Genomic DNA, 11479 nt, shown 5'->3' with positions numbered 1-11479 from the left:
GTTCCGAGAGCAGAGTCCAAGAGTCGACGTGGGGGTGAAAGACCACAGTGGAGACCATCGGTCCGGAAACGGGCGATACCGTGAGCGCCGCCGTTCCCGTCCGGGGGCAGCGCCGTCGGCTTGCCCTGACGGGCGTCCGCGGCTCCGTGGCCAAGGGCCGCGACTTCACGCGCCAGGCCCTGCGGGACTGGGGCTGGGACGGGACCGAGACCTCCGAGGACACCCTGCTCCTCGTGTCCGAGCTGCTGACCAACGCCTCGCTCCACGCCGGCGGTTGTCATGAGCTCGTGCTGACGGCCGGGGAGTGCCTGCGGATCGAGGTGTGCGACGGCACGACGACGCTGCCCTACCCCAACCCGGCCCCGCAGCGCGGCCTCCCGGGCGGCCACGGGCTGCACATCGTGGAGCGGCTGTCCGACCGCTGGGGCGCGCAGGCGCACGCGGACGGCAAGACCGTCTGGGCCGAGATCGAGGCCGCCCGGCTGGTCTCCGGCAGGCCCACGGAGCGCTGACCTCCGGTCCCGCCTGACCCGCCCGACCCGCGTGTCCGCCAGTCCCGCCTGTCCCGCCAGTCCCGCCTGGCCGGACCGCCCGCCGGCTCGGTACCCGGCTCGGTGCCCGGAGCGTGAATCGGGCCGCCGCGGGCAAACGCGCGTCATGACCTCCCATCAGCTCACCCCCCTGTCCCTCACCCCGGCGCCCGGGCCCGCCTGGGTGCACCTGCTCGTCATCGGCTTCGCGCTGATCGTCCTCGTCCACACCCTCGCCCGCCACCGCTGACCCCGCGTCCACGGGGCATCCGGGGTGCATGGAAACCTCTTCGGCACGGCCGGGCGGCTCGTGGCGCCCGTGGCATGGACCGTTACGGGGCGGCCGTCGGCACCTTCCAGGTCGTCGTCGACCTGGAGAAGGACGCGGCGCTGCTGCCGGACGCGATCCGCGGGACCCGCACCCGTACGTGGGCGCCGGCACCGTCGGCGGCTACGTCGACCTGGGCGCGCTGGACGAGCGGAGCGTCACGGTGAACGGCGACCGCACCAAGGCCTCGATCCGGCTGCCGCACGCGGTGCTCGGCACCGCGGCCCTCGACCCCGACCGCTCGTACGCGGTGTCCCAGCAGCGGGGCCTGCTGGACCGCATCGGCGATCTGTTCTCCGACAACCCCGCCGGCGAGCAGGCCGTGCAGAAGCCGGCCGCGCAGCACATCGACGAAGCGGCCCGCGACAGCGGTCTCGTCGAGCGCGCCGAGCAGAACACGACGTCGATGCCGGAGGGCCTGCTGCGCTCCCTCGGCTTCCACGAGGTGACGGTGGTGTACGGCTGAATCCCGCGCCGGCCGCGGCGTTTTCCGCTCCGGGCCGGGTAGCCGCGCCGCAAGACGTCCTGACGGACGACCCGCACCCCAGGGTGCGGGGCCGACCACACGGAAGAGGTGCACATGTCGCACGTCGAGGAGTACGTAGAGGTCAACGTCCCCGTACGCACTGCCTACAACCAGTGGACGCAGTTCGAGGAGTTCCCCGCCTTCATGGAGGGGGTCGAACGCGTCGACCAGCGCACGGACACGCTCACCCACTGGGTGACGAACGTGAACGGTGTGCAGCGCGAGTTCGACGCGCAGATCACCGAGCAGCTCCCGGACCGGCGCGTCGCGTGGATGACGGTCGACGGGGAGGCCCGCCAGGCCGGGCTGGTCGTCTTCCAGCCGATCGACGCCACCACCACCAAGGTCGTCCTGCACATGAACTGGGTGCCCGACGGTCTGGCCGAGACGGCCGCCGACAAGCTCGGCTTCGTCAAGCGTCAGGTGATGGGCGACCTGAAGCGGTTCAAGCTGTTCATCGAGTCGCGCGGGGTCGCGACGGGAGCGTGGCGCGGCGAGGTGTGATCCCGGACAGCGGGGCGGGCAGGGCGGTACCGGCCTTGTCATCAAGGGGGTTACCCGCCTAAGGGAGGCGGATTCCCCGGGTATCTCGGCCAAGTTGTCCGTACGCCCCTGCAAGCCCCCCGCAGTGACGTTCCATCACCCCTGATCGGGGGCACCCGTGGTGCCGTTGGTTCGTCTACCGAGGAGAGCACTGATGACGAAGGTCCTCGTCCTGCACAGCGTCAGCCTGGTCAGGTCGGCACTGGCCGCCCTGCTGAGATCGGAAGGGCGCTTCGAGGTCACGTCGGCGGGCTGGAGGACAGCGGTGCGCCAGGCCGAGTCCTTACGACCAGACGTGACGGTCGTCGACCTCGACTGTCCGGGGACCACGGCCGTCCTGTCCGACGACGGGCGCGCGGACCGACAGGTCCTCGCGTCCCCGTCGCCGGTCCTGGTCCTCGCGTCGACCGGTGCGCCGGGTTCGCTGCACCGGGCGTTCCGGGCCGAGGCCCTCGGCTACGTCGACAAGGACGGCTCGCCGGGACGGCTCGTCCGGGCGGTCCGGAAGGTCGCCGCGGGGGAACGGTTCATCGACGCCTCGCTGGCCTCCGCCTTCATGGAGGCCGACCCCGTACCGCTGAGCCCGCGGGAACTCAGCGTGCTGGCCCGGGCCGCGGAGGGCGATTCCATCGCCGAGATAGCCCGCACACTGCACCTGGCGAGCGGAACGGTACGCAACTACATGGCCGCGGCGACCCGCAAGACCGGCGCGCGCAATCTCATCGACGCGATCCGCATCTCCCGGCGGGCCGGCTGGGTGTGACCCGCGGCCGCCGCGGACGGGTGCGTTCAGGGCCGCCCGGCGGTGCCGGCCGGCCGCGTCACCCGTCGGTCCCGTTCCACCCGCCCACCAGATCGCGGTACAGCGGCGACCTGGCCGGGAGTTCCGCGTGCGTACCGCACACGGCCCGGGTCCCGTCGAGGACGAGGACCCGGTCGGCGCGGGCCGCGGACGAGACCCGGTGGGCCACGACGACGAGGGTGCCCGGGCGCGCCGCGAGGGCCCGTTCCGCACGTTCCTCCGTACGCGGGTCCAGGTGGCAGGTGGCCTCGTCGAGCAGCAGCAGCGGGGCCGGCGAGAGGTAGGCGGCGGCGAGCGCGAGGTGCTGGCACTCCCCTCGGGACAGCAGCCGGGGGGACACCTCGGCGTCGAGGCCGCCCAGCCGCTCCACCAGGTCCTCCAGCCCCAGGGCGCTGATGGCGCGCCGCACCGGGGCGTCCCCGGCCCCGGGGGCACCCGGGTGCGGGGACAGGTGGGTGAGGTTCTCCCGCACGGTGCCGGTGAAGACGTAGGCCTGCTGCGGCAGCAGGGTCCGCCGCGGGTCCGGTCCCGTGGCGGCCGGGTCCCTGCGGGCGGCCGCGCCGGCGACGAGGACCGTCCCCGCGTCGGGTGAGAGCGTTCCGGCGAGCAGCGCGGTGAGCGTGGACTTGCCGATGCCGCTCGGCCCGACCACGGCGAGGTGCTCCCCCGGCCGCACCACCAGGTCGAGGGCGTCGAGTACGGGGGCGGCGCCGGGTCCGTAGGCGAAGGTGACGTCCCGGAGCTCGGCCGCGGCGGTGGTCTGCCGGCCGGTGTGGACGAGCGCGGGCGGCTTGGTCGCGCGGCGGCCGTCCGGCTCCCCCGGCGGCGGATCACAGAAGCGTTCGAGGACCACCACCAGCCGGGTGCCGGCGGAACCCAGCGCGGTCATCAGCGAGTTGAGGGCGGGCAGCAGTGCCTGCACCACGTACGTGAGGCCGCCGGCCAGCGTACCGGCGGTGATCCCGCGCCCGAGCAGCCAGGGCGTGGCGGCGAGGAGCGCGATCACCGGCAGCCGGCCCGCCGTGGCCAGGGCCAGGGTGCGCACCGCCGCCCAGCGCGCGAGGGTCCGCGCCAGCCGCTCCTGGGCGGCGATCAGCGGCTCCACGCGGGCTCGTGCCGCCTCCTGTGCACCGCAGGCGACGACGTCCCGCAGGCCCTCCCCCAGTGCTCCCACCCGGTCCGCCAGCGCCTCGTCGGTGTCCAGGGAGCGGCGTTGCGCGGACGCCATGGGGCGCAGGGTGGCCAGGAAGGCGGCCACGCCCAGCAGCAGTGGGGGCACTACGACCAGCAGGAGCACCGGGTCCAGGGCTGCCATGCCCGCGAGGACGCCCACGGCGGTGAACGCGAACGAACGCACCGTCAGGACCAGCCCGGCGAAGGAGTCCCGGGCCATCTCCGTCTGCTGGGTCAGCCGGGACACCGCGCCCGTGTCGGGGGCGCGCACCGGGTCGGCGACGGCGCGGTCCAGTGACTGCCGCACCGCCCGCCGGACCAGGCCGTCCCGCAGCGGCTCCACGAGGTCGGCGAGTCCGGCGAACACACCGCGCAGTGCGAACCCGCCGAGCAGGGCTCCGGCTCCGGCCGCGGCCAGCCAGGCGAGACCGGTGGCGGTGCGGCCGGCCAGGAAGCCGTCGTCGAGGGCGCGGGCCACGCCGTAGCCGCCGAGGAAGGTGTGCGCGGACTCCAGCAGCGACCAGGCCGCCAGCCGTCCCGCGGCACCCTTGCGGCCGTGCAGGAACCGCCGGCCCTCGGGGGCCACCCGGCGCCAGGCCTCGCCCTCGCCGCCGGCCCCTCCGGCCCCGCCGGCCGCTCCGTCGCCTCCGGTCACCGCGCCGCCTCCGACACCGCTTCGGATACGGGCCCCGTCTCCGCTTCGGTCGCCGCTTGCCCGTCCGCCGCGAACACCGCCCGGTAGGCGGGTTCCTCCCCCCACAGTTCGGCGTGGGTGCCGGCCGCCCGCATCCGTCCCTCCTCCAGCCATACGACGAGGTCGGCGCGGACCGCGGACGAGAGGCGGTGCGCGACCACGATCCGGGTGCCGGGCCGGACCCGGTGGGCGAGCGCCCGCTCTACCTCCCGGGCGGTGACGGTGTCGAGGCTGGAGGTGGCGTCGTCCAGCACGAGGAGCCGGCCCGCGTGGCAGAACGCCCGGGCCAGGCCCAGGCGTTGGACCTCACCACCGGACAGGGGGGCGTCGGCGAGGCGGGTGCCGTACCCGTGGGGCAGGCGCCGTACGAACGGGTCGGCGCCCGCGGCACGGGCCGCGGCGCGCACCGCTTCGGGGTCCGGGGCCGGACCGGCGCCGAACCCGATCGCCCCGCCGACCGTGTCCCCGAGGAGCACGGGCCGGTCGAAGGCGTGCCCGACCTCGCGGCGCAGCGCTTCGGCGGTCAGCTCCCGCAGGGGTACGCCGTCCAGCAGCACCTCGCCCGCGTCGGGGTCGGTGAGCCGGCCGGCCACGGCGGCGAACACCGTCTTGCCGGCGCCCGACCTGCCCACCACCGCCACCGTGGAGCCTCCGGGGACCACCAGGCTGATGTCGTGCAGGACCGTCGTCCCTCCCCGTACGACCCGCACCCCGCGCAGTTCCAGGGTGCCGGGGCCGCCGTCCGGCAGCTCCGCCCGGCCGTGGCCGAGTACGGGCAGTGTCAGCAGGTCGGCGGTCCGGCGGGCGGCGGCCCGGCCGCGGACCACGGCCGCCAGGCCGCCCGTCACGGCGCCGATACCGGCCGCGAGGCCGGCGTACCGCAGGACGGCGAGGAGTTCGCCGACCCCGATGGCCCCGGCCGACAGGCGGATGCCGCCGACGGCGAGGACCGCGTACAGGAGCATCGGCATGAGGGCCGCGGACCGGGCCGTGGTGCCGCCGTAGACGTGCCACATGCGCCTGCCCTCGGCGCCGAGTTCGGGCAACCGCGCGAGGATCCGGGCGCGTTCGCGGTCGGCGGTACCGGCGGCTGCGATCGTGCGCGCTCCGGCCAGCGCCTCGACGAGACGGCCCGCGGTCGCGAGCTGGACCTGCTGGTAGCGGGCGATGCTGGTACGCGTGTCGCGGGTGAAGGCCCGCAGCAGGAGCACCAGCAGCGGCACGCCCGTGAGGAAGGCGAGCGCCGTCCACAGGTCGATGAGGAAGAGGGCGACCACCGCGCCGAGCGGCGGCAGCAGTGCGGCGGAGGCGTGCGCGACGGCGGCCGGGACCTTCCCGGCCTCGGCGGCGTGCGCGGTCAGCCGCGCGGCGGTCTCGCCTGGCGCGTGGCGGGCCGCGTGGTGCGGGGCCGTCCGCAGCAGTCCGGCGAGCCCGAGCCGGCGCAGCCGGGCGGTGGAACGGCCGTCCACCTCGCCGGTCAGCCGTGCGGCGACGGCGTCCAGTGCCACCTCGGCCACGATGACCGCGGCGCACAGCAGCGTCCAGGCGGGGCCCGACGGGTCGCGGCGGAGCAGCAGGTCGAGGGTGTGGCCGAGGACGGCGGGCTCGGCGAGTGCCGCCGCGGCGGCCGTCACGGCGCATCCGAGGACGGCGGCGGTGCGCCCACCACTGTGCCGGGCCGCTGCCACGAGCGCCCGGTCGGCGGTGCGTCCCACGGCCGGCTCCCGCGCCGTGTAGGGCAGCACGTCGGGCACCGCCTCGGCCGCTGCGTCAGTCGCCGCGTCGGTCGCCGCGTCGGGAGGGCTCATCGGCGGATGCCTCCAGAGATGTGGTGCGGGCCCGGGCGGCAACCCCCCCGGCCCCGAGGTGACCTGGGTCAGTGACAGGTCGTGAGGCTCAGGCTGCTGTCGCCGCAGAGCAGCAGGCTGGCGCGGCTGCCGCCGCCACCGCCACCGCCCATCGCCTCGGTGGTCTCTTCCTTCGGGGTCTCCATCGACTGCAGGTCAAGAAGCGTCATGTCAGGTTCCTCTTCTTCTCTGAGGTGGTGCGATGGGTCACGGCCCCGGACGGGACCGGCTTGGGGGCCGCCGCGCGCTCGCGCAGCGGCGGGAGGAACGGCAGGTGCGCGCGCCCGCCGGGCGCGGCGCTGCCGAGGGCGAGGAGAGCGCCGGCCGTGCCCGTGGCGAGGTCCATGGACAGCCGCATCATCTGCTCGCCGGGGAAGGCCAGATGCCCCTGGTACGGCACGGCGTGCCGGGCCAGTGCGTCGATCTGGCGGGCGACGGCTCCGGGCCCGGTGCCCGGGCCGGGTGTGGTCGTCCGGGCCAGGTGCAGGACCATCCCGGCGGCGCCGCGCAGCAGCCCGGGCTGGGCGTAGAAGGTCGCCTGCGCCGCCCGTACGATCTCTCGCCGGGCCTGTTCGAAGCGCTCGTCCGGGCCGTGCTCCAGCCAGTCGTCGAGCACCATGCCGATGCCGACGCTGCCCTCGCCGAGGTACGGCATCGTGCGCCAGCCCTCGTTCACCTGGAGGGTGCCGAACGCGCTGGTGACGCAGCGGTCGAGGTCGCGGTGGAGCGCTTCGGCGGCCTGGATCAGCAGTTCCTTGTCGCCGGTGCGCTCGTACAGCCGCACGAGGAGCAGGGCGGTGCCGGAGTTGCCGTACAGGAGCCCCGCGCGCCGGGACCGCCGCTCCGGCCGGACGATCAGTTCGGCGCAGCGCAGGGCGGCGGTGTGCAGCCCGCTCTCGCCGGTGGCGGTGCCGAGCGCGTCCAGGGCCAGGCCGATGCCGGCCAGCCCGCTGTGCAGGTCGGCGCCCGCGCTCTCCCAGGGCTGGTCCAGCAGCAGGCCGGCGAGGGCGAGGGCGCGGTCGTGGTGTCCGAGCCGGTGCAGGGTCCAGGCCGTGCCGGCCAGACCGTCGTAGAAGCCGAGCGGGGTGCCGGAGGCGGGTTCCGCGGTCTGGTCGAGCAGCCATTCCTCGGCCTCGGGCCAGGGGCCGGCACCGGTCTCGGCGAGGGCGTGGAGGACTCCGGCGATCCCGTAGCCGAAGCCGACGCCTCCGCCGGCGGCCGCGAACTGGGCGATGTCGCCCGGGACGAGGCGGTCCTCGCGGTCCGGGGTGGCACTCGCCCGCAGCGCCGCGGTCATCGACGTACGGGTGGCGGGCCATTGCCCCGGCTCGACGGGAAGGTACGGTCCGGCCGGTGCGGGCAGTCGTCCGCCCGGCGCGCCCTGCGGGACGCCGGACAGGATCTCCTCGACGGCCTCGTCGAGGAACCGCCGCGGTACGGGGAACTGCTCGGCGGCGACGGCGGCCAGATGCGCGGCCTTGGCCCGGTCCAGGACGAGCAGGCTGGTCAGCGGGAGGAACAGGGCGAGCCGCAGGCAGGCGAGGGCGTAGCGGTCCACGGAGAACCCGCGCCGCTCGGCCGGGGCGACGAAGGCGGGGTTGGCCACGGTCTGCCGCAGTCCCTCGTCGACGTGCGCGGCGGCTTCGAAGTCCAGGAGCGCGACGGTGGGTTCGCCGCTCTCGTCCTCCGCGACCATGATGTTGAAGAGGTGGAGGTCGTTGAAGACCACGCCGCGGGCGTGCACGGCGTCGACGGCCTCGGTGACCCGCCGGTGGATCGTGAGGGCCCACTCGGTGTACGAGGCGAGCTCCGCCGGGTCGGGATCCGCCTCGATCAGGGGGTGGCGTCGGGCGAAGTAGGTGTTGAGCGGTTTTCCGGCGAGGTGTTCCAGCACCAGGAAGTGGTGGTCGCCGACCGTGAACGTGCCGCGGACCGCGGGGACGCAGTCCAGGCCCGCCAGCCGTTCCAGCGCGGCCCGTTCGCGGTGCAGCCGGGTCACGGCGTCGGCGCCGTCGGCCGCGAGGCCCGCGTACGGCCGGGCTTCCTTGAGGACCACGGACTCGCCGGTGCGGCTGTCCTTTCCGACGTAGACACCGCCGCCGTTGGAGAAGTGCAGCGCCCGCTCCACCGTGAAGGGGATGTCGGTCAGGGTGACCGCGGAGCGCACCGCGAGGTGCGGCTCCAGGAAGTCGGGCAGTTCGAGCCACTCGGGCGGCTGGAAGGCCGGCCCGCGCGGGTCCGGTACGAGCCGGCCGTCGGGGGCCTCGATCGCCGGGACCAGTTCGCCGTGCTCGTCGTAGCAGTGCCGCAGGGTGAAGCTGCCGTAGCGCAGGTGCACCGGTCCGGCGCCCCACCGCAGGTCGCTGAGGATGTACGGGCCCGCCGCCCCCGCCAGCGCGGCGTCGAGGTCCTCCGCGATCCGGTGGCACTGCCCCTCGTCGGCCGGGTAGACCGTGATGAACTTCCCGCTCGCGGCGCGGTCGGCGTACTTGGCGTTGCGCAGGTGCAGCAGGTAGCGGCTCGGTATGAACTTGAAGGCGATGCCCCGGGCGGTGCAGTACTCGTACACCTTCGTCAGGAGCGACTCGGCGTTGTCGAGCGTGGCCGATACGTGGATCTTCCAGCCCTGCGAGGGCAGTTCGGCGTCGACGGGGCGCAGGGCGTACCAGTCGCCGCTGCGGTGCGAGCGCCACCCCGCGGGGACGGGGGCGTCGGCCGCCGCGTAGTTCTCACCGGCCCGCCGGTACGGCGCGTCGTAGAACCAGCGGTCCGTGTCGCAGAAGGCTGCGTACCCCTTGTTCACACCTGCTCCCTCGGTCGGTGGCAGACCGAAGGTGTCACGCCCGGCGGACGTGGCGACAGTCACCGCTGTCACCGATGGGGTGTGCAGTACTCATGAGTCACAAGTCAGGTGTCACGAGGCTTCGTTGACGTCCGACGGCCGGGCGGACGGCGGCGGGGCAGGCGGGGGCGGGGCAGGCGGGCGTGGGGCAGGCGGTGCCACCAGTGCCTGCGGCGCGGGTGCACGGCCCGGCCCAGCCGGCGGCCGATCAGCAGGTACCCGAGGAGCGCTCCGGCCGTGTTGAGGATGACGTCGTCGATGTCGAAGACGCGGCCGGTGACGAGGGCTCCCTGGGTGAGCTCCACCAGGGTCATCAGGCAGAGCGTCACGGCGGCGACCCGCAACAGCCCCCGGGCCGGGGGCAGCAGGACGGGCAGGAGCACGCCGAAGGGCACGCCCAGCAGGAGGTTCCCACCCAGCTGGCGCACCGCCTCGATCGTCGACGTCCCGTCCAGGTAGGCGTTGATCGAACGGCCGGGGTGGACGTTGCTGTGCACGAGGGCCGCCGAGGCGGCGGACGGTTCCAGCGTCAGCCGGCCCAGGACCACGCTGAACGCGACGGTGCCTGCGAAGGCCGCCACCATGGCCAGTGCCCGGACGGCCGGGTGCGCCGGCCGGCGCCGCCCCCCGGAGACCGGTACGGCCGCTTCCTCCGCCTGCTCACCGCGCCGCGCTCGACTCCATGTCATACGGGCGCGCCTACCCTGCGAACGGGGAGGTACCCGGCCCCGGCTGACGGTCCGCCAGCCGGGAGGCCTCGATCTCCGCCCAGACGACCTTGCCGGTGCCGTGGGCGTAGGAACCCCACCGGTCGGAGAGCCGCTGCACGATGTGCAGGCCGTGGCCGCCGGGGACGCCCGGCCGGGACACGGCCCGGGGGCGTGGCAGCGCCCTCGCGCCGTCGAGCACATCGATGCGCAGGGTCTCACCGGCGGTCAGGACCAGTTCGTGGCAACCCCGCGCGTGCAGGGCCGCGTTGGTCACCAGCTCGGACACGACGAGCAGGGCGTCCTCGGCGCACTCGCCGCGGTCCCAGCCCCAGTCCCGCAGGGTCTGGCGCGTGAAGTCGCGGCCTTTGGCGACCGCGCCCCGGACGGTGCGCAGGGCGAGCCGGCGGCGCTGGCCGGTGACCGGTACTCCCGCACGCCGAGGGCCGCCGGCGACCGTTCCCGTCGTGTCCACTGCGCCTCATCCCGACCGTTGATCTGCTGTCTGTGTCGGACGGAGCCGTGCGGCTCCGTCCGCGGACCACCCGGACCGGTTACCAGTAATGGCGCCGGCCGCCGACCGCGTGCCCGACCGAACCCAGGATCCACAGCACCGCCCCCACCACGAGCAGGATGACCCCGAGGGTCCACAGGATGGAAATTCCGGTCAGGAATCCCACGATCAGGAGAATCAGTCCGACGAGAATCATGATGTCCCTCGTTCTCATGTTGGGAATTCGGCGGAGCAATTGGATCCGCCGCGGCCTCTCGGACCGCGTCTACCCTCGAACTTCGGATGCGAACAGGACGGCGGTCACGGAAATGGGCCCGAACTCGTCGAGTTCGGGCCCATTTCGGCGCCGGGTCAGACCGGGCGGCGGCCGAGGGGGCCACCGGCCGAGTAGTAGTACGTGCCGAGCGCCTCGCGGTAGTCGACGTCGCCCAGGTGCTTGTCGCGGTGGAATTCCGGGGCGTTCTTGATCTGCTCCTTGGTGCCGTCGACGTACACCTTCTCCTCGTCCGCATCGATGCGGATCACGGTGCTCGCCGGGAGCAGGACCTCCTTGCCGAAGATCCACACGCCGGTGTCGACGACCAGGTAGGCGTCACCGACCTCGTAGGAGTGCTTGTCCACCTTGCCGATGTCGCCGTCGGTCGCCTCGACCTTGTACCCGGTCAGATCGGCACCGGCCAGGTGGCCGGCGGTCGACCGGTAGGTCCACACATGTTCGGTCACGCGAAAACAACTCCTCCGACGGACAGGGGACGACGAGGTCTTCCTGCGTCCCGTCCCTCTTCGATGGCGTACGCGGGGGCATCGGTGCCCCGCCCGGACTCGGCTGCCCCGCCCCCGGCGCTTCATTCACCGGCAGCGTACGGAGGGGGGGGGGGGGGGGGTGGTGGTGGGGGGGGGGGGGGGGGGGGGGGGGGGGGGGGGGGGGGGGGGGGGGGGGGCGTGTTGGTTTTCTTCTTTTTTTCGGGCTCCT

Annotated in this window: 12 protein-coding genes and 1 pseudogene; 5 read left to right on the top strand and 8 right to left on the bottom strand. The window is 74.2% G+C overall.

What is annotated here, in order from left to right:
- The first annotated feature begins 80 nt into the window (after positions 1 to 80).
- The 5 genes and pseudogenes from ACZ4VT_RS01650 to ACZ4VT_RS01630 all read left to right on the top strand — a co-directional run bounded on the left by ACZ4VT_RS01650 (position 81) and on the right by ACZ4VT_RS01630 (position 2690).
- Positions 81 to 512, top strand: coding sequence for an ATP-binding protein (locus tag ACZ4VT_RS01650; protein WP_467945621.1), 432 nt, complete (start codon positions 81 to 83; stop codon positions 510 to 512).
- A gap of 145 nt (positions 513 to 657) precedes the next feature.
- Positions 658 to 780 (top strand): hypothetical protein, encoded by a 123-nt coding sequence (locus ACZ4VT_RS01645; RefSeq protein ID WP_467945619.1) that lies wholly within the window; start codon positions 658 to 660, stop codon positions 778 to 780.
- 74 nt (positions 781 to 854) lie between these two features.
- Positions 855 to 1324: pseudogene (locus ACZ4VT_RS01640) on the top strand (DUF4230 domain-containing protein); the annotation flags it as partial.
- 114 nt (positions 1325 to 1438) lie between these two features.
- Positions 1439 to 1888: an SRPBCC family protein gene (locus tag ACZ4VT_RS01635; RefSeq protein WP_319721307.1), complete on the top strand. Its 450-nt coding sequence runs from the start codon at positions 1439 to 1441 to the stop codon at positions 1886 to 1888.
- Positions 1889 to 2081: 193 nt separating this feature from the next.
- Positions 2082 to 2690: a response regulator transcription factor gene (locus ACZ4VT_RS01630; protein WP_362800281.1), complete on the top strand. Its 609-nt coding sequence runs from the start codon at positions 2082 to 2084 to the stop codon at positions 2688 to 2690.
- A gap of 58 nt (positions 2691 to 2748) precedes the next feature.
- Here the strand turns inward: ACZ4VT_RS01630 and ACZ4VT_RS01625 are convergent, their stop codons facing one another.
- From ACZ4VT_RS01625 to ACZ4VT_RS01590, 8 genes are all read right to left on the bottom strand, one after another.
- The gene (locus ACZ4VT_RS01625; protein ID WP_467945616.1) at positions 2749 to 4557 is read right to left on the bottom strand and encodes an ATP-binding cassette domain-containing protein; all 1809 of its coding nucleotides are present in this window, start codon (positions 4555 to 4557) and stop codon (positions 2749 to 2751) included.
- Positions 4554 to 6404, bottom strand: coding sequence for an ABC transporter ATP-binding protein (locus ACZ4VT_RS01620; RefSeq protein WP_467945613.1), 1851 nt, complete (start codon positions 6402 to 6404; stop codon positions 4554 to 4556). The genes ACZ4VT_RS01625 and ACZ4VT_RS01620 overlap by 4 nt, the downstream gene beginning before the upstream one ends.
- 68 nt (positions 6405 to 6472) lie before the next feature.
- Positions 6473 to 6613: a SapB/AmfS family lanthipeptide gene (locus ACZ4VT_RS01615; RefSeq protein ID WP_351288889.1), complete on the bottom strand. Its 141-nt coding sequence runs from the start codon at positions 6611 to 6613 to the stop codon at positions 6473 to 6475.
- Positions 6610 to 9246 carry a class III lanthionine synthetase LanKC gene (gene lanKC, locus ACZ4VT_RS01610; RefSeq protein WP_467945610.1) on the bottom strand — a complete coding sequence of 879 codons (2637 nt, stop codon included), beginning with the start codon at positions 9244 to 9246 and terminating at the stop codon, positions 6610 to 6612. Before lanKC ends, ACZ4VT_RS01615 begins: the two co-directional genes overlap by 4 nt.
- 104 nt (positions 9247 to 9350) lie before the next feature.
- Positions 9351 to 9974 (bottom strand): VanZ family protein, encoded by a 624-nt coding sequence (locus tag ACZ4VT_RS01605; protein WP_467945609.1) that lies wholly within the window; start codon positions 9972 to 9974, stop codon positions 9351 to 9353.
- A gap of 10 nt (positions 9975 to 9984) precedes the next feature.
- Positions 9985 to 10467 carry an ATP-binding protein gene (locus ACZ4VT_RS01600; RefSeq protein ID WP_467945607.1) on the bottom strand — a complete coding sequence of 161 codons (483 nt, stop codon included), beginning with the start codon at positions 10465 to 10467 and terminating at the stop codon, positions 9985 to 9987.
- Positions 10468 to 10546: 79 nt separating this feature from the next.
- The gene (locus ACZ4VT_RS01595; protein ID WP_467945605.1) at positions 10547 to 10702 is read right to left on the bottom strand and encodes a DUF6131 family protein; all 156 of its coding nucleotides are present in this window, start codon (positions 10700 to 10702) and stop codon (positions 10547 to 10549) included.
- A gap of 155 nt (positions 10703 to 10857) precedes the next feature.
- Positions 10858 to 11229 carry a PRC-barrel domain-containing protein gene (locus tag ACZ4VT_RS01590; protein ID WP_467945603.1) on the bottom strand — a complete coding sequence of 124 codons (372 nt, stop codon included), beginning with the start codon at positions 11227 to 11229 and terminating at the stop codon, positions 10858 to 10860.
- Positions 11230 to 11479: the final 250 nt, after the last annotated feature.

It is taken from the genome of Streptomyces sp. NPDC029164 (genome assembly GCF_055563995.1).
The sequence above is the reverse complement of the archived record's forward strand: the minus strand, read 5'-3'. Positions and strand labels throughout refer to the sequence as shown.